The 20,620-nt window shown below is 61.1% G+C and carries 14 protein-coding genes and 1 pseudogene; 14 read left to right on the top strand and 1 reads right to left on the bottom strand.

Annotation, left to right across the window (positions count from 1 at the left end):
• Positions 1-51 precede the first annotated feature (51 nt).
• The gene (locus DWQ09_18015) at positions 52-1,866 is read left to right on the top strand and encodes an ABC transporter ATP-binding protein/permease (GenBank protein ID KAA3626121.1); all 1,815 of its coding nucleotides are present in this window, start codon (positions 52-54) and stop codon (positions 1,864-1,866) included.
• 77 nt (positions 1,867-1,943) lie between these two features.
• Here the strand turns inward: DWQ09_18015 and DWQ09_18010 are convergent, their stop codons facing one another.
• Complete coding sequence (locus DWQ09_18010) at positions 1,944-2,996, bottom strand: sensor domain-containing diguanylate cyclase (protein ID KAA3626120.1); 1,053 nt, start codon at positions 2,994-2,996, stop codon at positions 1,944-1,946.
• 396 nt (positions 2,997-3,392) lie between these two features.
• Here DWQ09_18010 and DWQ09_18005 point away from each other — a divergent pair, with 396 nt between their 5' ends.
• The 13 genes and pseudogenes from DWQ09_18005 (at position 3,393) to DWQ09_17945 (ending at position 20,597) form a co-directional block, all read left to right on the top strand.
• Positions 3,393-5,165 (top strand): N-acetylglutaminylglutamine amidotransferase, encoded by a 1,773-nt coding sequence (locus DWQ09_18005; protein KAA3626119.1) that lies wholly within the window; start codon positions 3,393-3,395, stop codon positions 5,163-5,165.
• A gap of 295 nt (positions 5,166-5,460) precedes the next feature.
• Positions 5,461-7,212 (top strand): N-acetylglutaminylglutamine synthetase, encoded by a 1,752-nt coding sequence (ngg, locus tag DWQ09_18000; protein KAA3626118.1) that lies wholly within the window; start codon positions 5,461-5,463, stop codon positions 7,210-7,212.
• The gene (locus DWQ09_17995) at positions 7,209-8,318 is read left to right on the top strand and encodes an osmoprotectant NAGGN system M42 family peptidase (protein ID KAA3626117.1); all 1,110 of its coding nucleotides are present in this window, start codon (positions 7,209-7,211) and stop codon (positions 8,316-8,318) included. The genes ngg and DWQ09_17995 overlap by 4 nt, the downstream gene beginning before the upstream one ends.
• 173 nt (positions 8,319-8,491) lie before the next feature.
• Complete coding sequence (locus tag DWQ09_17990) at positions 8,492-8,770, top strand: PilZ domain-containing protein (protein KAA3626116.1); 279 nt, start codon at positions 8,492-8,494, stop codon at positions 8,768-8,770.
• A gap of 38 nt (positions 8,771-8,808) precedes the next feature.
• The gene (locus tag DWQ09_17985) at positions 8,809-10,116 is read left to right on the top strand and encodes an iron-containing alcohol dehydrogenase (protein KAA3626115.1); all 1,308 of its coding nucleotides are present in this window, start codon (positions 8,809-8,811) and stop codon (positions 10,114-10,116) included.
• Between the two features lie 152 nt (positions 10,117-10,268).
• A pseudogene (locus DWQ09_17980) lies at positions 10,269-10,523 on the top strand (hypothetical protein).
• Positions 10,524-10,809: 286 nt separating this feature from the next.
• Complete coding sequence (locus DWQ09_17975) at positions 10,810-12,921, top strand: EAL domain-containing protein (GenBank protein ID KAA3626114.1); 2,112 nt, start codon at positions 10,810-10,812, stop codon at positions 12,919-12,921.
• Between the two features lie 88 nt (positions 12,922-13,009).
• Complete coding sequence (locus DWQ09_17970; protein KAA3626113.1) at positions 13,010-13,657, top strand: DUF1614 domain-containing protein; 648 nt, start codon at positions 13,010-13,012, stop codon at positions 13,655-13,657.
• An 84-nt stretch (positions 13,658-13,741) separates the two neighbouring features.
• Positions 13,742-14,788, top strand: coding sequence for an efflux RND transporter periplasmic adaptor subunit (locus tag DWQ09_17965; protein ID KAA3626112.1), 1,047 nt, complete (start codon positions 13,742-13,744; stop codon positions 14,786-14,788).
• Positions 14,788-18,036, top strand: a complete 3,249-nt coding sequence (locus DWQ09_17960) for an AcrB/AcrD/AcrF family protein (GenBank protein KAA3626230.1) — start codon at positions 14,788-14,790, stop codon at positions 18,034-18,036. Before DWQ09_17965 ends, DWQ09_17960 begins: the two co-directional genes overlap by 1 nt.
• A 125-nt stretch (positions 18,037-18,161) precedes the next feature.
• Positions 18,162-19,073: a LysR family transcriptional regulator gene (locus DWQ09_17955; GenBank protein ID KAA3626111.1), complete on the top strand. Its 912-nt coding sequence runs from the start codon at positions 18,162-18,164 to the stop codon at positions 19,071-19,073.
• Positions 19,074-19,155: 82 nt separating this feature from the next.
• The gene (locus DWQ09_17950) at positions 19,156-19,515 is read left to right on the top strand and encodes a hypothetical protein (protein ID KAA3626110.1); all 360 of its coding nucleotides are present in this window, start codon (positions 19,156-19,158) and stop codon (positions 19,513-19,515) included.
• A gap of 2 nt (positions 19,516-19,517) precedes the next feature.
• Positions 19,518-20,597: an AI-2E family transporter gene (locus DWQ09_17945; protein KAA3626109.1), complete on the top strand. Its 1,080-nt coding sequence runs from the start codon at positions 19,518-19,520 to the stop codon at positions 20,595-20,597.
• Positions 20,598-20,620 lie beyond the last annotated feature (23 nt).

Below are 20,620 nucleotides of genomic sequence, written 5' to 3'. Positions count from 1 at the left end.
TTTTGGGGATCTGTGGATCCCAGGTTGCTACTCCGAGGCCGTCCCGAATTCATGCACGTACGTTACACCGCGCCGCCGCGCGAGCACCGCAAAGACTGGCAGACCATTCGTTCGTTGTTGCCCTATCTGTGGCGTTATCGCCAGCGGGCTTTTCTCGCCCTGGCATGCCTGGTTTTGGCCAAAGTGGCAGCCGTTGCGGTGCCGCTGATCCTGAAAGAGGTCGTGGATGCGCTGGATAGCACCCAGCAACCCGAACTCGTGCTACCCCTTGCGTTGCTGCTTGGCTACGGTGCGCTGCGGGTCGCGGGTGCGCTCTTCAACGAACTGCGCGATGGTGTGTTCGCCAAGGTGCGGCAGGGGATCGTGCGGGTGCTTTCGCGGCAGATCCTTAGGCACCTGCACGAGCTCTCGCTGCGCTTTCACCTGGAGCGCAAGACCGGCGGCATCTCACGCGATATCGAACGCGGTACCCGAGCGGCAAGCACACTGCTCAACTTCATGGTCTTCAGTGTGCTGCCGATCATCGTCGAGTTTGTGCTGATCGCAAGTATTCTGCTCACCCGCTTCAACATCTGGTTCACAGTGGTCACCTTCGGCGCGGTGGTGGCCTACATCGCCTTTACCTTTGCCGTGACCAATTGGCGGATCCGCTTTCGCCATCGTATGAACGCGATGGATTCCCAAGCCAACAGCCAGGCCATCGACAGTCTGATCAATTACGAGACGGTGAAGTACTTCGGCAACGAACGCTATGAAATCGAGCGCTACGATGGCAGCCTGCGGGAATGGGAAGATGCGGCGGTAAAGACCCAGACCTCGCTCTCGGCCCTCAACTTTGGTCAGGGCCTCATAATCGCCATGGCGGTGACAGCAATCATGATCCTCGCCGCCGATGGCGTTGCGACCGGCGTATTGAGCCTGGGGGATCTGGTGATGGTCAATGCCTTCCTGCTCCAGCTTTTCATTCCGCTGGGATTTCTGGGTGTGGTCTACAGCCAGCTCAAGCATGCGCTCTCCGATATGGAGATGATGTTCGAACTCCTGGAACGCCACCCGGAGATCCGCGACCGGCCCGATGCGCAGCCTCTCAAGCTCAACGGGGGTGCGATCCGTTTCGAGCGCGTGGATTTCAGCTACAACCCCGATCGCCCGATCCTGTTCGCGGTGGATTTCACGGTACCCGCGGGGAGGAAGGTCGCCGTGGTCGGCGCCAGCGGCTCGGGCAAATCGACCCTGGCGCGTCTGCTGTACCGCTTCTACGACGTCAACGCCGGAAGGGTGCTCATCGATGGCCAGGATGTGCGCGACGTGACGCAGGAGAGCGTGCGCGGTGCCATAGGCATCGTCCCTCAGGACACGGTGCTGTTCAACGATTCGGTGTTTTACAACATCCAGTACGGCAACCCCGGGGCGACGCGCGAAGAGGTGGAGCAGGCGGCGCGGCTGGCGCATATCCACCACTTCATTGTGTCGCTGCCGCAGGGGTACGAGACCGTGGTGGGGGAGCGCGGACTGAAACTTTCCGGCGGCGAAAAACAGCGCGTGGCGATTGCGCGGGCGATCCTCAAGAATCCGCGCATCATGGTCTTCGACGAGGCCACCTCCTCGCTCGATTCACACTCCGAACAGATTATCCAGAAGGCGCTGAAAGAACTGGCTGAAAACCACACCACGCTGGTGATTGCGCACCGGCTCTCGACCATAGTCGATGCGGATCAGATCCTGGTGATGGATCAGGGTTGTATCGTGGAGCGCGGAACGCACGAATCACTGCTCGCGCAGGGCGGTCGTTACGCCGCTATGTGGGAGCTGCAGCAGGAGGAGCGGCTTGACGAGCAAAGCGAAGGCGCAACGGGCGAACTCTGATCGAAGAATGGTGGCAGTCCAGGGCCGGGCCGATTCGGCGACTGGCGGCAAGTCCTGAGCCGTCGAAATTCCTTCTGCTAGCCCAGTACGACGCGGTTGCGGCCCTCTTTCTTGCCGCGATAGAGGGCTTCATCGCCACGTACTATCCAGCTCTCGACGGATTCATTGTGCCGCAATTCGGCCACCCCGCAGGAGATCGTGACCTTGCCGGCGCTAACAAGCGGTGTGTTCTGGATCGTTTCACGCAGCTGATCGGCCAGACGAAAAGCAGTATGGCCGTCGGTATCGTTCAAGTGGATGAGAAACTCCTCTCCGCCGTAACGAAACAGGTGATCGGATTGGCGGAAACGCTTTCGCACCAGTTCAGCGAAGGCACTGAGCACCTTGTCGCCAGCATCGTGGCCCAGTGTATCGTTGATGGTTTTGAAGTGATCCAGATCGATGATGATGATGGAGGTGGCGGTACCGAAACTTTGATGTGCAACCACCGCGTTACTCAGCACCATTTGCATGTCACGGCGATTGCCGGCGCCCGTCAGAGGGTCTATGGAAGCCAATTTATTGAGCTCTTCACGCTGGCGGTATGAGTCGTGTGAGAATACGAAGACAAAACTCATCAGCACGAGGACCGTGGCGACCACGCGGGAAAAGTGTTCGAAAGGCAACCAGGTGGCGGCAAAACTGAGCGTCAGGGTTAGAAATCCGAGATTGAAGGCCAGCCCCATGCGTGGCCCGAGCAGGAAGAAATTCGCGGCAACCATGGGGAAAATCCAGTAGACACCTACTTCGCGAAGCCGCAGCACGGCGAGAAAGATCACGATATTGGATGCCAGTACACCGATGGTCAGCGCCAGCGGGGGCACGCGTTTGAAACGCCACACGACGACGGTAACCACAGCGATCAGTAGCGCTAGACCGGTGATCGGAACAAACAGCTGCCAGTCGGCTGCCAGGAAGTGGTGTACGGAGAACGGTACCAACATCAGTCCGGCGATAAGGCAGGCTGCGGCAACGACGCGATAGTCGAATCGGCTGATGTTCCAGGCCATGCACGGCCACCCGTTGGTGTTTGCCTGACAGGGTAACGCAGAACCTTTAAAACGCAATAGTGGTGGGGAATAGCCGCGCATTACCGATGCACGGAACGCGCAGCGATACGCTGGCGGGACCTGAAGTTCGAAGCGATGTGTTGTACCCTGTTGGGTTTCGGGGCGAAGTGCGGCAGAAATCGCCAAGACATTCAATGAGTCCCCCGGCTACGAAAATCAGGATGAATAAACGCCACTACACCCGCATACCGGTCAATTGCAGAATTCGTGTCGGGCGCGACACCCTGGGTTCACCGTTGTTTTCCACGCAGGATGTCGCGGATGGCGGCGAGAATGAAAACCGGCGGGCCCAACTCCGCATCGCCCATTTCAAGGTGGCGCCGTATCCGTTTCCGCGCTACTACGTTGTGTGCACCCACCCCCCCCGTTTGCGCTCTTGCTTGAGCCTGTCTCCGTCTAATCGAAGGTAACCATCACGTGTGCGGTATTGCAGGAGAGATACGATTCGATCACGGGCTGGCGAACAGTGGCGCCGTGGCAGCGATGAACGCGGCGCAGGCGCCCCGCGGTCCGGACGCATCGGGTCTCTTTCATCAGGGGCGATTCGCCTTCGGGCATCGGCGGTTGAAGATCGTGGATCTCAGCGAGCATGCCCAGCAGCCGATGGTCGACAGCGAACTCGGTCTGGGGATCGTTTTCAACGGCATGATCTACAACTACCCGGAACTGCGCCGCGAGCTGGAAGGTAAGGGTTATCGTTTCTTCTCGACCGGCGATACCGAGGTGGTGTTGAAGGCCTACCACGCCTGGGGTGAGGATTTCGTGCAGCGCTTTCACGGCATGTTCGCGTTCGCGATCTGGGAGCGCGATTCGGGGCGGGCGCTCCTGGGGCGTGATCGGCTTGGTATCAAACCGCTCTACTACACGCAGACCGCCGGCGCGCTGCGGTTTGCCTCGACACTGCCAGCCTTGTTGCAAGGCGGCGGCATCGATACCGCTATCGATGAAGTGGCCCTGCATCACTACATGACCTTTCACTCCGTGGTGCCTGCGCCGCTGACGATACTGAAGGGTGCGAGGAAGCTGCCGCCGGCAACGCTGATGCACATAGAGGCGGATGGCCGCACTCGACAGCGCTGCTACTGGAGCCTGCGGTTCGAACGCGGCGAGGACGATGAGCGGCGCAGTTTCGGTGAGTGGCAGGCGCTGCTGACCGATGCGCTGATGACCGCGGTGAAACGCCGCCTGGTAGCCGATGTTCCCGTTGGCGTGCTGCTTTCGGGTGGTGTCGATTCCAGTCTTATCGTCGGAATGCTGGCAGAGCAGGGTCAGCAGGGACTCAACACCTTCTCCATCGGTTTTGAAAGCGTCAATGACGAGGAGGGCGATGAGTTCCAATACTCCGATCTCGTTGCCGAGCGTTTCGCGACGGCGCATCACAAGATACGCATCGATGCCCGCGAAACACTAGAGGAGTTACCCCGCTGCATTCGGGCCATGTCCGAACCGATGGTCAGCCATGACAACATCGGTTTCTTTCTCCTGTCGCGCGAAGTAGCCAAACACGTCAAGGTGGTGCAGAGCGGACAGGGCGCCGACGAGGTATTCGGCGGCTATCACTGGTATCCGCCGTTGATGGGCAGTCACGACCCGGTGGCCGACTATGCGCGGGTCTTTTTCGACCGTGATCACGCCGAGTATTGCCGGGTGGTGGCGGAGCCGTTGTGTGGTGCAGACCACAGCGGGCGTTTCCTCAGCGAGCACTTTGCGCAGGATGGCGCTCAGGAGCCTCTCGACAAGGCGTTGCGCATCGATACCACCATCATGCTGGTCGATGATCCTGTCAAACGGGTCGATAGTCAGACCATGTCCTGGGGGCTGGAGGCGCGGGTGCCGTTTCTCGACCACGAACTGGTGGAGCTGGCTGCCCGCATTCCGGCCGAACACAAGGTGGCCGCGGGGGGCAAATACATTCTCAAGGAGGTCGCGCGCAACTTCATTCCCCAGGAGGTGATCGATCGGCCCAAAGGCTATTTCCCCGTACCGGCCCTGAAGTATCTGCAGGGACCGTTTCTGGAATATGTGCGCGATGCGTTGGGCAACCGGGCTGCGCGTGAACGTGGGCTGTTCAATGCGCCCTATGTCGAGGCATTGTTTGCCGCCCCTGAAGAACACATCACCCCCTTGCGCGGCTCCAAGCTCTGGCAGGTGGCACTGCTGGAACTGTGGTTGCAGGGGCAGGGTGTCTAGGGTCGGTCGGCACGATGCGGATATCCATCGGCCAAGGCCGGTTTTTTGCAGGATCAGGTGCACCGGGCACCGTGTGCCTGCCGTTCATCAACAGAAGGACATTGCGACCGTGCGGGGAACCGGCTGCCTCTCCGCGGGTTGGCTCTCCGTATGGCGCTAACCGGCCCTGGGGGCAGCGCGCGTCGAAGATGCGTTTTTTGCGCGCTGTGAATCCGGCGGCATCACGGAGCGGTATCGGGACGCTGGTCGCGAGTCGGCAATGGAGCACAGATACACAGGATAGGACGTCACGCTAATGGTCAAGAAGCATCGTTTTGAACGTCGCAACGCGCCTTCGGTTAGAAACTGGCAACGTCTGCAGGGACCTGCGGTGGAGCAGTACAAATCGGATGTCACCGTCGATTGCGGTTGGGGACACCTGATATTCGCGCACACCTTCGGCAGCAATGAGAAATTGGCTCGAACGCTGCAATCCGAGCAACCGGGCAGGCGTGATATCGGCATGTACCTGCGCGATCCGCATGTCGTCATCGCCATGGCACCCCACGAACTGTTCCTCGATCCCTCCCACACCTATCGCCTGTGGCTCGATCGTTATCAAACCAGTGATGAGATGCCCAAGGGATTCATCGTGCGGCGCATGCTCGCGCGCGAGGACGCGCGGGCGATCAACGAGCTCTACGCCAAGCGTCAAATGGTACAGGTCGATCCGGACTTTCTCTGGGCCAAACGCGATTCGCGTACCCTCACCTATCTGGTGGCGGAGGAGGTGGGCAGCGGGCAGATCATCGGGACGGTGACAGGTATAGATCACCGTGTGGCGTTCAACGATCCGGAGAACGGTGCCAGTCTCTGGTGCCTGGCGGTCGATCCGCAAACCGGGCTGCCCGGCGTCGGCGAGGCGATGGTGCGGTTCCTGGCCGAGTACTTTCTGACCCGCGGGCGGTCATTTCTCGACCTTTCCGTAATGCACGACAATCACGAGGCGATAGCACTGTACGAGAAGCTCGGTTTCGTTCGTGTTCCGGTGTTCGCCCTGAAAAACAAGAACGCTTTCAACGAGCCACTGTACATTGCGGCGGAACCGGAGGAAGCACTGAATCCTTATGCATCGATTATCGTCCGCGAAGCGCGGCGCCGCGGTATCGCGGTGCAGGTGCTGGATGAGGAGGATAACTACTTCAGTTTGTCGCTGGGCGGGCGCACGATCGTCTGCCGTGAATCACTCTCGGAGCTCACCACCGCGGTGGCGATGAGTCGTTGCGACAACAAGCGGGTGACGCACCGCCTGCTGGCGGAGGCGGGCCTATCGGTGCCGCCTCAGCAGGTGGCAGGGGCCGCCGCTGAGAACGGGCGTTTCCTGTCACTCCACACGCGAATCGTTGTGAAACCGGCGCGCGGTGAACAGGGTACGGGGATCAGCGTGGGGGTCGCCACCGTCGAAGAGATGGAGCGCGCAATCGCGGAGGCTCGTCGCCACTGTGATACCGTGTTGCTCGAGCGCTACGTAACCGGTCTGGATCTGCGCATAATCACGATCGGGTTTGAGGTGGTCGCGGCCGCGGTGCGGCGACCAGCGGCGATAGTCGGAACCGGCCGCCACACCATCCGCCAGCTGATCGAGAAGCAGAGCCGCCGGCGCGCTGCCGCGACCGGGGGGGAGAGTCGTATCCCGCTCGACGGTGAAACCGAACGCAGTGTCCGCCAGGAGGGGTATGCATTGAATGATGTGCTCTCGCTCAATCAGGAACTGGAAGTGCGCAAGACCGCCAATCTGCACACTGGAGGTACCATCCACGACGTTACCGCGCAGTTGCATCCGCAATTGCGCAACGCTGCGGTGGCGGCTGCCCAGGCCCTCAACATCCCGGTGGTGGGACTCGATTTTCTGGTCCCCGATGTAAGGGGTGAGGAGTACGTGATTATCGAGGCCAACGAGCGGCCCGGTCTGGCGAATCATGAACCTCAGCCGACCGCCGAGCGTTTTATCGATCTGCTGTTCCCGCAAACCGCCTCCCGTGGCGCCCACAGGAGGGGGATCGCATGAAGCTGCCCCCGATCGATCGGGGCTATCTGCTGGATACCCTTGCCCGATTGCTTCAGACTCCCAGTCCCACCGGGTACACGGACCGTATCGTGCATCTGGCGTGCGATGAACTGGAGCGGCTGAACATACCCTTCGAACTTACCCGTCGCGGCGCGATCCGCGCCACCATCGAGGGAGAACGCGAAAGCCCCGATCGGGCTATCGTCGCCCATCTCGACACGCTGGGCGCCATGGTCAAGGCGCTGAAGGAGAACGGGCGGCTCGAGGTCGTGCCCATCGGGCACTGGAACGCGCGGTTCGCCGAGGGTGCAAGGGTCACGGTATTTACCGACGAAAGGTCTCACCGCGGCACCCTGCTGCCCTTGAAGGCCTCGGGGCACACCTTCGGTCCGGAAATCGATTCACAAAAGGTGGCCTGGGACAATATTGAGGTGCGCGTGGATGAGCTGTGTGCCAGTCGCGCTGACCTGATGCGTCTCGGCTTTCACGTCGGCGATACCATCGCCATCGACCCGATCCCTGAATTCCACAGCAATGGTTTCATCAATTCGCGCCACCTCGACGACAAGGCGGGCGCCGCGGTCGTGTTTGCCCTGGCGAAGGCGATTCGTGACTCGGATATCCGATTACCGGTTGACTGTCATCTGCTCTTTACCATTTCCGAGGAGGTAGGATCGGGCGCTTCGGCCGTCCTGCACCAGGACGTAGCCGAGATGGTGACTATCGACAACGGCACGACCGCCCCAGGGCAGAACTCCAGTGAGTTTGGTGTGACCATTGCCATGGCCGATATGACCGGACCCTTCGATTACCATCTGACCCATCGGCTGCTGGAATTGTGCAAGGAGTTTGCGATCCCCCACCAGCGCGATGTCTTTCGTTACTATCGCTCCGACAGTGCTGCTGCCGTCGAGGCGGGCAATGATCTGCGCACCTCGTTGATCTGTTTCGGTATCGACGCCTCGCATGGCTACGAGCGCATCCACTGCAATGCTCTTGAATCGCTGGTCCGGCTGCTCACCGCCTATGTCCAGAGTCGGCCGCTCTACGATCGGGATCGCTTCGATATCGGGCCACGGCCTGGTTTCCCGACGCTACCCGGCTAGCTTCCATCACGGGTACAGCCGCGGCGATTGGTGGCCATCCGATTCGCAGGAATCCTGCATGCGGACACGGTAGCGGACGGAGTCTGACGCGTCGGAGGTTATGTTGTATTCTGAGTCGGCATTCTGCTCGCGCATGGTGCAGGGCAGGGGCACTAAAAAATCGAAAAAGAACTATGAGCGATAAACGTCGATATATTCGCACACCGGTCAGCATCAAGGTTCGTGTTTGGCATGACGCCATTGGAAGCGTGGTGTTGACCACCCGCGATGTCTCGGATGGCGGCGTGTTTCTGATAACCGAAGGGGCACCAATACCTCCCGTGGGGACGGTGGTGGAGGGGCAGGTTCAGGGACCGGTCGAGGATTTGCCGATCGTCAAGATGGAGATCGTGCGTGCCGAGCCGACCGGTGTCGGGCTGCGGTTTGTGTCTCCGGACCCGGAAACCGAGTAACTGCACGCCGCGCATCACGCCATTACTGGAGAACTCGTATGGCCTGCTGTCATCACTATGCGTTTACCGAGCACGGCGATGAGATCTTCAGCGTCGACGCCTCTGCCATCAAATTCGGACCTGGTGCGCTGCGCGAGGTGGGTGATGATGCCCGCGCTTTGGGCCTGAAGCGCGTCGCGCTCTACACGGATCGCCTGCTTTCGGAATCGAGCCATGTCGCGCAGGTCCGCAAAGCGCTGCAGGAGGCAGGAATCGACGTGGCCGTCTATGACGAAGTCCGTGTCGAGCCGACGGACGTGGCGTTTCAGGCGGCATCACGGTTCGCGATGGAAGGCGACTTTGATGGCTTTGTCTCGGTCGGCGGCGGTTCGGTCATCGACACCTGCAAAGCGGCCAATCTCTACAGCACCTGGCCGGCAGAGTTCATGGACTACGTCAATCCGCCGATCGGCAACGGCGTGGCCGTACCCGGCCCGCTGAAACCGCACATCGCCTGCCCGACAACGTCGGGCACCGGCAGCGAGTGCACCGGCATCGCGGTATTCGACCTGCTTGCGATGCGCGCCAAAACCGGTATCGCCCATCGCGAACTGCGCCCGACGCGGGCTGTCATCGATCCCACCACCACCTACACGCTGCCCGCCAATGTCGTGGCCGCCAGCGGATTCGACGTTCTGAGCCACGCGCTGGAGAGTTTCACCGCCATTCCCTATACGCAGCGCGCGCGGCCAACGCAGCCAAGTTTGCGGCCCATGAGTCAGGGGGCCAATCCGTGGAGCGATATCGGCTGTCGTGAGGCGCTGCGGCTGGCGGGCAGGCTTCTGGTGCGCGCGGTGCGCGACGCCTCCGATCACGAGGCGCGTGACGGAATGATGTTCGCCGCCACGCTGGCGGGACTCGCCTTTGGCAATGCCGGTGTGCACATTCCGCACGGCATGTCCTACTCCGTGGCGGGACTGGTCAAGGATTTTCAACCTGCAGGCTATCCCGCCAACGAACCGATCTGCCCTCATGGCATGTCGGTCATCGTCAATGCCCCGGCGGCATTCCGATTCACCGGTAGCGCCTGTCCGGAGCGTCATCTGGAAGGCGCTCGGCTGCTGGGGGCGGAGGTGCGCGATGTGGCACCCGAGGAATCCGGGGAACTGGTTGCCCGCCATCTTGAGTCACTGATGCGCGCCACCGACATGCCCAACGGGGTCGGCGGCGTGGGTTACAACAGCAGTGATATACCCGGTCTGGTCGAGGGGGCTTTTGCCCAGCAGCGGCTGCTGAAGAATGCTCCGCGCGTGGTCGATCAGGACGCGTTGGCGGAGCTCTATGCCAACGCCATGCACTATTGGTAACTCTTCGATAATCCGTTTCTATACCTCAATTCAATATTTTGTTTGCAATACCGGGCACGTTCACGCTTACTGCATCGTAGTCCGCCATCTATTCCCAAAGAGGTATCCCACTAAAGCGGCGGCTGTTGTGAACACCTGAGAGGAGGGGCGTCATGACTGAGCGGCAGAACTGCTGGGAGATCAAGCGTTGCGGGCGTGAGCCCGGTGGCACCATGGCAGAAACCCGTGGCGTGTGTGCGGCGGCCATTGCCGAGGAAGCCGACGGCATCAATCACGGTTTCAACGGCGGGCGGATCTGCTGGGCGGTGACCGGTACCTACTGCAGCGGTATCGTCCACGGGTCGTTTGCGGAAAACCGCCTCTCGTGCATGAGTTGCGAAGTGTTCGATCGAGTACGCGAGGAAGAGGGAATGGCCACCTTCAGTCTGCTTCTGCCCGGCCAGCTATTGAACTCCTGCAAAACCGGCTGAAGTTCCTTTTGCGCCGTGATACAGCGGTAGGTTCAACACCCTAAAACCCTGTTAAATGTGTCGCTTATGTTGCAGCTATCCCTCATTGGCATGAGGCGATTGGCCTAGGGTACACTGCCCTCAGCCGTGCGAAGAACACGCACACTACACCACAAGCGCACACCACACAGAAAGTGCGCTGCGCGACCAGAAGCGCCAGATCAGTGCAGGGGACTCACAGTTGATGACGGACGGCTCCGATCGCCGATTCGATCAAACCGGCCGCAACTCACCAGCGGAAAGTGGAGAACCACCAACCACCCGTCTGATTTTGTGGCGCTGGTTGGTCATTGTACTGTGGAGTGCCGCGGTCGCTGCCTCCCTGGTATGGAATATCCACCTGCATGACAAGGCCCGGATCGATCAGGCTTACAGTCAGGCAGTGGCGGTGCTGGAAAAGGACATGGGCGCCCGCGCCCTGGTGGCCCGATTGGGGGGTGTCTATGCGCGCACCGACCGCGGCGCGATTCCCAACCCCTATCTCGCTCACGTTCCCGATCGCGATATCGCCTCGGATCGAGGGGTTGCGCTGACGCTCATCAACTCCTCGTATTTCATGCGCCTCCTGCACGATACCGAGGTGCAGGAGGGAGGGGATGGTACGGTGAGTCATGTGACCAGCCTGCGTCCGCTACGGGTGCAGAATGCCCCCGATAGCTGGGAACAGAGCGCACTCCTGCGCTTTCAGAACGGCACGGCGGAGGTGGCCGAGGTCGTGGTGACGGCCTCCGGCCAACAACACTACCGGGTGATGCGACCCCGCTTCGTCGAGGAGAGCTGTCTTGCCTGTCACAAAGATCAGGGATTTCAACCCGGCGAGGTGCTCGGCGGCGTCAGCGTCAGCGTGCCGCTTGTCGAGCCCGATGCTGAGTGGCTTACAGGGCGGGTAACCGCGCTTACGTTTGGCCACACCTTCCTCTGGTTGTTGGGCATCGCGGGGCTGGTCGCCGGTTTCAGCCTGTTGGAGCGCCGGGAACGTGAGTTGCGCCAATCGGCCTACTACGATCCGCTGACGGCGCTGCCCAATCGAGCGCTGTTGCGCGACCGTCTCCATCAGGCGCTGGTGACCGCCGAGCGCCACAGCCATAGAGGCGCTGTTCTCTATATCGATCTCGATCGTTTCAAGACCATCAACGATTCGCTGGGGCACGCAGTGGGTGACCGATTGCTGCAGGCGGTGGCGGACTGTCTCAGAAAAGCGGTGCGCGCGACCGATACCGTCGCACGCCTCGGGGGTGACGAGTTTGTGGTGGTGCTGGCGGAGTTGAAAGGTGATGCCGAGCGTGCCGCCGTAGTCGCGCAAGCGGTGGCGGAGAAACTGCTGGTGGCTGTTGCGCGGCCTTTTCAAATCGGCAATCACGAACTGCACACCGGGCCCAGCATCGGGATCGCGCTCTTTCCCATGGACGGCGCCCACGCCGACGAGGTGTTAAAGCAGGCCGATACCGCCATGTATCAGGCCAAGGGGGCGGGCGGCGGCACCTTTCACTTCTATCTCCCGGGAATGCAGTTAGCCGCGCAACATCGCCTGGAGATAGAGAACGATCTCCACAACGCGCTGGATCGCCAGGAGTTGGAACTCTATTTCCAACCTCAGGTGGCCGTCGCCAGCGGAGCCATTGTCGGGGCGGAGGCCCTGGTGCGCTGGAATCACCCGCGTCGTGGTCTGGTGTCGCCCGGTGACTTCATCCCCATCGCCGAGGAGACGGGCATCATTCTGGCTGTGGGTGACTGGGTGTTGCGCGAGGCGTGCCGATCGATACGTTTGTGGATTGAACAGGGGGTGGTCGGTGAGGATTTCCGTCTCGCGGTCAATGTCAGTCCCAAACAGTTTCGCCAGTGGAATTTCGTCGAACGTGTGGCCGCCATAGTTGCTGAAACAGGTATCGATGCCCGTCATCTGGAGCTGGAGGTCACCGAGGGGATGTTTGTCGATGATGTGCAGGATGCCGCTTACAAGATGGCCTGCCTGATCGAACTGGGCATCCGCTTTGCAATCGATGATTTTGGTACCGGATACTCTTCGCTCATGTACCTAAAGCGACTGCCTTTGGAAGTTCTGAAGATCGACCGTTCCTTTGTCGACGGGGTGCTGGACGATGCCAATGATGCCGCGATTGTCGAGACGATTCTCGCCATGGCGCAGCGCTTCGGATATCACGTGATTGCCGAGGGTGTGGAACGGCAGGCACAGCTCGAATTTTTACGCGAACGCGGCTGTGACGCGTACCAGGGCTATCATTTCAGCAAACCGGTCAGCGCCGCAGATTTCGTCGCATTGGCACAGAAGCGATAGAGGGAATATCGCCCTACGGTGTTGTGAGCCCGGTGCGCCGTGCTACGGTGGATTGATCCGCGCCAAGCGACAAGGATGCTGACCTCGAATGCCGTACGTCTTTCTGGTAATGATGCTGGTCGGGGTGGTGGTGATGGTCCAGATCGGGCTGTTGACCGTCGCTTTCGACAAGTTGGGCCTTTCGGCTGAGGCGGGCTTTCTGCTGTTGCTGGGTTCGTTGGCGGGCAGCGTGGTGAACCTGCCACTGTTCTCGATCACCTCTGATCCGCCACCCCCAGGTCTGCTGGAACAGTACCGGCGACGTTCGCTGCTGCTACCGCCGAATTTCAGGCCGGGTCGTACCCTGATCATGGTGAATGTCGGCGGCTGTGTGATCCCGGTCTTTTTCTGCCTCTATCTGTTGCGCAACGCGGAAGTAGGCTGGAATGAGGTAATCCTCGGTTGCCTGCTGGTGACGCTGCTGTGCCGTATTGTGAGCCGTCCCATCCAGGGCATGGGGATTGCGCTGCCGCTGTTCATCGCACCCGTTGCGGCGGCCGTGGTGGGTGTCACCCTGGAGCCCGACGTCAGCGCGCCGCTCGCCTACATCTGCGGTACGCTGGGGGTGTTGATCGGGGCGGATCTGCTGCGCCTGGACGACATACGCCGCATGGGGGCGCCCATGGCCTCAATCGGTGGGGCGGGCACTTACGACGGTATCTTTATTACGGGTATCGTTGCAGCGTTGCTGGCATGACGCCCGCATCAATAATTGGCATATTAGAAAATACTAATATAGAATCAGGGTCGGTTTGTCGAACATCTATTGGGGATCTGAGCGATGCGGAAACGATCCGGACGTTGGTTGGTAATTGTTTCTCTTCTCGCCTGGAGCGGACTGGGCGCAACGGCTGAGTTGCAGACCGCGGCCGCTGCTTATCAGACTGTGCCTAAGCAACGCGTTTTCGACGCGACGGTGGAGGCGGTCAACCAGGCCACCGTGTCGGCCCAGATCAACGGGCGCATCGTCGGGATCTACTTCGATATCCACGACTATGTGCCGCGCGGCAAGGTGATCATCAGTTTCAGAGACACCGAACAGCGCACCCAGTTCGAAGTCGCCCAAGCCGTGTTGCGCGAGGCCGAAGTGCGCCTCAGCGAGGCGCAGATCGAGTTCGAGCGGGTAGAGCAGATCTACGAGCGACGCCTGGTCTCCAAGTCTGCCCTGGATCGAGCCAAGGCCGATCTTCAGGCCGCCAAGGCGCGCGCGGATTCCGCACAAGCGGGCCTGCAGCGTGCCGAGGAACTGCTGGGCTACACCGAGGTGCGCGCACCCTACGCCGGCATTGTGGTCAAGCGACTTGTAGAGGTCGGCGAATCGGTCACGGTCGGCCAGCCGCTGATGGCGGGGCTCTCGCTGGAGCAGCTGCGCCTTACCGCCGCCCTGCCGCAGCAGGTCATCGCCCAGCTGCAGCGCGATCGGGGTGTAACGGTGCTGCTGCCCGACGGCGGCGAATTGGCGATCGCCAGCGCGCAGATGACCGTATTTCCCTTCACCGATGCGGCCAGCCATACGGTACGTGTGCGTGTCGAGCTGCCTGCCGGTATCAAGGGAGTGAATCCGGGCATGATGGTGAAGGTGATGGTGCCCACCGGGGCCGAGCAACGGCTATTGATTCCACGCGCGGCGGTGGTGCAGCGCAGCGAACTGACCGCGGTCTACGTGATCGGCGCGGACGGAGGGGTGCTGCTGCGCCAGATCCGTGCCGGGCGCCCTGGGCCTGACGGGCAGGTCGAGGTGCTGGCCGGTCTCGAGGAGAACGAGCGCGTCGCTTTGAATCCGGTGGCGGCAGCGGCGGTGCTGAAACAGGGGCGGGCTGCCCCGTGATCGGTAAATTGGGTATTTCGGGGCGTATCGCCCGCACGTTTCTCCACAGTGAGATCACCCCGCTGCTGGCCCTGGTGGGTCTGCTGCTGGGCCTGTTCGCCGTCGTGGTCACGCCGCGCGAGGAGGAGCCGCAGATCAACGTCACCCTCGTCAACGTCTTCGTGCCTTTCGCGGGCGCGGGCGCTGAAGAGGTGGAGCATTTGGTGACCACACCCCTCGAGCAGGTGCTCTCCGAGATCGAAGGGGTCAATCACATTTATTCGATGTCGCGCCCGGGGCAAGCGATCCTCAGTGTCGAGTTCAAGGTGGGTGAGGATCGCACCCAGTCCATCGTGCGCCTCTACAACGCCATTTATTCCAATCAGGACTGGTTGCCGGCCAATCTCGGCGTCGGCCAGCCGTTGATCAAGCCAATGGGCATCGACGACGTGCCGATCGTCACCGGTACCTTGTGGACCGATGACCCCCAGCGCGGCGGTGATGAACTGCTGCGGGTCGCGCACGCCATCGAGGCGGAGCTGAAACGCGTACCGGGAACACGCGACATCTACACCATCGGCGGCCCCGACCGCGTGGTGCACGTCCAACTCGACCCCCAACGCATGGCGGGTATGGGTGTCGGCATCGATGATCTGCGCCAGGCGCTGGGTGGTGCCAACCATTCGGCGGAGGCGGGTGCGGTCGTCGCCGCGAATCAGGAGATCACCGTTCAGGCCGGTGAATTTCTCAGCACTGCCGTGGAGATCGCCCGCTTGATTGTCGGCCTGCGCGACGGTGCGCCGGTCTACCTGGAGGATGTGGCGACGGTACGCCTGGGACCCGATCAACCGGAACAATACGTCTGGTTCGGCACCGGGCAGGCCGCCGCAACGAAAGGCATAACCCGGCAGGGCACGTTTCCCGCGGTCACCATTGCCGTGGCAAAAAAGCCGGGTACCAATGCGGTCACCATCGCCGAGCAGGTCATCCAGCGCTTCGAGGCGCTGCGCGGCACCTTCATCCCCGAAGGTGTGCATGTCACCGTCACGCGCAACTATGGCGCCACCGCCAATGACAAGGCGCAGACGCTGATCAAGAAGCTGATCTTCGCCACCGGGGCCGTCGTCCTGCTGATTCTGTTCACCCTCGGCCGCCGCGAGGCCTTTGTCGTCGGCAGCGCGGTGGTGATCACATTGGCGGCGACCCTGTTCGCCTCCTGGGCCTGGGGCTTCACGCTCAACCGCGTTTCGCTGTTCGCCCTGATCTTCTCCATCGGCATCCTGGTCGACGATGCCATCGTGGTGGTGGAGAACATCCATCGCCACTGGGCGATGGGCAACAAGTCGCTGATCGAATCGATTCCGGTGGCGGTCGACGAGGTCGGCGGGCCGACCATTCTGGCGACCTTCACGGTAATCGCGGCACTGCTGCCGATGGCCTTCGTCACCGGCCTGATGGGGCCCTACATGAGCCCGATCCCCATCAACGCCAGCGCCGGCATGTTGATTTCTCTCGCGGTGGCCTTTGTCGTGACGCCGTGGTTTACCCATCGCATGCTGCGCCATCAGGATCATCTCCAGGGACATGGAGGTGAGGAGAATCTCCAGCTCTATCCCTTGTTTCAGCGGCTTATGGGACCCTTTCTGGATGAGGGCAAAGGGCGCCGCCGCCGCTGGCTGCTGACCTTGGTGCTGATGGTAATGATCATCTTCTCCGGCGGATTGGCTGCCGTACAGTGGGTAGTGCTCAAGATGCTGCCCTTCGACAACAAATCGGAGTTCCAGGTGGTGGTGGACATGCCGGAGGGCACCGCCGCCGAGCGCACCGCAGCAGTGCTCAGCGAGTTGGGCGCTCACCTTGCGACAGTAGCGGAAGTGACCGATTACCAGGCCTATGTCGGCACGGCCTCACCCATCAACTTCAACGGACTGGTGCGTCAGTACTATCTGCGGCGCGGCGCGCATGTCGGTGATATTCAGGTCAACCTGCTGGACAAGGATGAGCGCGATCGCAAGAGCCATGAGATAGCGTTGGCAGTACGCGGGCCGCTGACTGCGATCGGCCAGCGCATGGGCGCCAACGTCAAGGTGGTCGAGGTGCCGCCCGGGCCGCCCGTACTCTCACCGCTGGTCGCCGAGGTGTACGGGCCGAACTACGCGGGGCAGATGGCGGTGGCCCGCGAGTTGCGCAACCGGTTCATCGCCACCACCGATGTGGTCGATGTGGATGACAGCATCGAGACAGCGGCGACCAAGTGGGTGCTGAGGGTGGACCGGCAGCGCGCGGGGCTGCTGGGGCTGGCGCAGCAGGATGTGGTTGCCGCGGTGACTGCCGCCCTGGGCGGCGAGGATGTCAGCTATCTGCACGATGCCAAGGCCAAATATCCCATCCCGGTGCGCCTGGAGTTCAGCGTAGCCGATAAGGCCGATCTGCTGCCGTTGCTGGATCTGCGCCTGCGCAGCCGCGATGGCGCACTGGTACCCTTGGGCGAGGTGGTGCAGGTCATCGAGGGTACGCGCGAGCAGGCGATCTATCACAAGGACCTCTTGCCGGTGGTGTACGTCACCGGCGATCTGGCCGGCCCGCTGGACAGCCCGCTGTATGGCATGTTCGATCTCTTTGCGCAGCTGCACAAAGAGCCGATTGGGGATTTCGGCATGTTGCCGCAGCACCTCATCGCCCAGCCCGATGATCCCTATCGCTACAGCATCAAATGGGACGGCGAATGGCAGGTGACCTACGAGACCTTCCGCGATATGGGCATCGCCTATTCCGTTGGTCTGGTGCTGATCTATCTGCTGGTGGTGGCGCAGTTTCGCTCCTATCTGGTGCCGTTGATCATCATGGCGCCCATCCCCCTGACCGTGATCGGCGTGCTACCGGGGCATGCGCTGCTGGGCTCGCAATTCACCGCAACCTCGATGATCGGCATGATCGCGCTGGCAGGCATCATCGTGCGCAACTCCATCCTGCTGGTCGATTTCATCAATCACGAGCTGGCTCGTGGTGTCGAATTCGCAGAGGCGGTCATTCGCGCCGGTGCGGTGCGCGCGCGCCCCATCATGCTGACGGGAGCGGCTGCGATGCTGGGCGCGTTCTTCATTCTCGATGATCCGATCTTCAACGGCCTCGCTATCGCCCTGATCTTCGGCGTCCTGGTCTCGACGCTGCTGACCCTGGTCGTGATTCCGGTCATGTACTACGCCTTGATGCAAAGGCGTTTTGCCGGAGATATGCCGCCCGCCGCGGGGCAAAAGGAGCGCCTTTAGGTGGATAAAGATAGTTGATACCATGCTGGCCTGAAGCGGGCGCTGTCGGGCGCCGCGCTGGCGAACAATAAGTCACAAACAAGCTCGGCCTATTGTCATGCCAGATCGCAGAGACAGGACAGAATATGGCGGATCGGCGGTTACAGGTATTTCGCACCGTGGCACGGCTGCTGAGCTTCACCAAAGCGGCCGAAACCCTGCACATGACCCAGCCGGCGGTGACCTTTCAGGTGCGACAGCTGGAGGAGTATTTCGGCACCCGGCTCTTCGACCGCACCCACAACCGCATCAGTCTCACCGAGGCGGGCAAGGTCGTCCATCGCTACGCCGACCGCATCTTCGAACTCTACGGCGAGATGGACAATTCGGTGCGCGAAATGACCGGCGATCTCAGCGGTGTGCTCACCATCGGCGCCAGCACCACCATCGCCGAGTACATGCTTCCGGCACTGCTCGGCGACTTCAAGCGCCATTACCCCGACGTCAACATCCAGCTCAAGGTGAGCAATACCGAAGGCATCGTCTCGATGGTCGAGGGCAACACCATCGACCTCGGTGTGGTCGAGGGACCGGTGAGCAACAAGAACCTCGCGGTCGAGGTGTGCCGCATCGATCAGCTGGTGGTGATACTGCCGCCCGATCATGCGCTTGCCGATTCGCGCAAACTCAAGATCGGCGATCTGCTCGACTACCCGTTCATCACCCGCGAAGAGGGCTCCGGCACACGCGAGGTGATCGCCAACTATGTCGAACAGTGCGGCCACGATCCGAGCAGTCTCAATATCTCCATCGAACTGGGAAACCCCGAGGCGATCAAGGGCGCGGTCGAAGCGGGAATGGGGGTCTCGATCATGTCGCGCGCCACCATGCACAAAGAGATTCAGTTGGGCACATTGCGAGTGATACCGCTCGACCCGCCCCTGGAGCGCGAGTTCTCGTTCGTCCACCAGAAACAGCAGTTTCGCCACCGGGTGATGGAAAAGCTGCACGAGTTCGCCCAGCGCTACTGCGAAGAGCATCCCAACGACCGCCTGTGATCGACGTCGCTTCACTCAGTACGTCCAATACCGCGGTGCGGGAGCACCCGCAATCGACACTGCACCGGAGTCCGGGTGAGTGATGAAAACCGCCGAAGAGCGTCTGGTGGCGAGGTTTCGCCGCCTCAATGAAAACGACCGGGAAACGGTGCTCGCCCTGGCCGAATTTCTCGCCGGGCGGGCGGGGCTTGAGAAAGTCGAGGAGTCGATTGAAGAACCGCTGCCACTGGGGCGCCCCGACCACGAAACCGTGGTCGCTGCGATGCGCCGTCTGCGCAGCACCTACCCGATGATCGAGGCGCAGGCCCTGTTGCACAGGGCCGCCGGGTTATTGGCCGAGCACACCTTGCAGGGGCGCGATGCAGAAGCGGTGATCGATGATCTGGAGGCGACGTTCGCCGCGCATTACGAGCGCTTCAAAGCAGAAAAAGAGAATAATTAGAGATGCTTGAGATCCTGCGCAGTTGGTACGTCCGCCACTTCTCCAATCCCGAGGCGCTCATGCTCGCCTTCCTGCTCGTGATCGGGTTCGGCGGCGTGATCCTGTTCGGTCAAATGGTGGTGCCGATCATCGCCAGCATCATCATCGCCTACCTCTTGGAGGGTGTAGTCAGTCTGCTGGTGCGCAAGGGCGCGTTGCGCCTGCCGGCCGTAATCCTCGTCTACGCTGCATTTCTCGCATTGCTGCTCCTGACGTTGTTTGGCTTGTTACCGTTGTTGTCGCGACAGCTGACACAGTTGGTGCAGGATTTGCCGCTGATGATCAATGAAGGACAGAAGGCGCTGATGCGCCTGCCGCAGGCTTATCCGCAACTCATCAGCGAAAAAGAGATCACCTCGGTGCTCGGTCATCTGCGCGGCGAACTGGCCGGCCTGGGTCAACGCGTTCTCTCCTATTCGCTGGCGTCGCTCGTCGGATTGTTCACGATTCTGGTTTACCTCGTCCTGATGCCACTGCTGGTTTTCTTCTTTCTCAAGGACAAGGAGAAAATCCTCGTTTGGGTGAGCGGCTATATGCCCCGTGCACGTGGATTGGCCAATCAGGTATGGGAGGAGGTCGACCTGCAGATCGGCAACTACATCCGCGGCAAGTTCTGGGAGATCCTGGTGGTGTGGGTGGCGTGCTATGTCACCTTTACGGTCATGGGGCTAAAGTTCGCCATGCTGCTGAGTTTCCTGGTCGGTATCTCGGTGTTGATCCCGTATGTCGGCGCGGTGGTCGTCACGCTGCCAGTGATGCTGGTCGCCTACTCGCAGTGGGGACTCAATCCCGATTTCTGGTACGTGATGATCGCCTACCTGGTGATCCAGGGGCTCGACGGCAGCGTCCTCGTGCCGCTGCTGTTCTCCGAAGTGGTCAACCTACATCCCATCGCGATCATCGCCGCTGTGCTGGTGTTCGGCGGTATCTGGGGTTTTTGGGGAGTGTTCTTTGCTATTCCGTTGGCGACACTGGTGCAAGCGGTGCTTCGCGCGTGGCCGCGAGCGGTGGATGAACCGCAGGTGGTGGATGATAGGCAGTGAGATTTCTGTGCTAAGGGGAAGGA

The sequence above is a fragment of the Pseudomonadota bacterium genome, from assembly GCA_008501635.1.
Classification (GTDB): Bacteria; Pseudomonadota; Gammaproteobacteria; order QQUJ01; family QQUJ01; genus QQUJ01.
The sequence above is the reverse complement of the archived record's forward strand: the minus strand, read 5'-3'. Positions and strand labels throughout refer to the sequence as shown.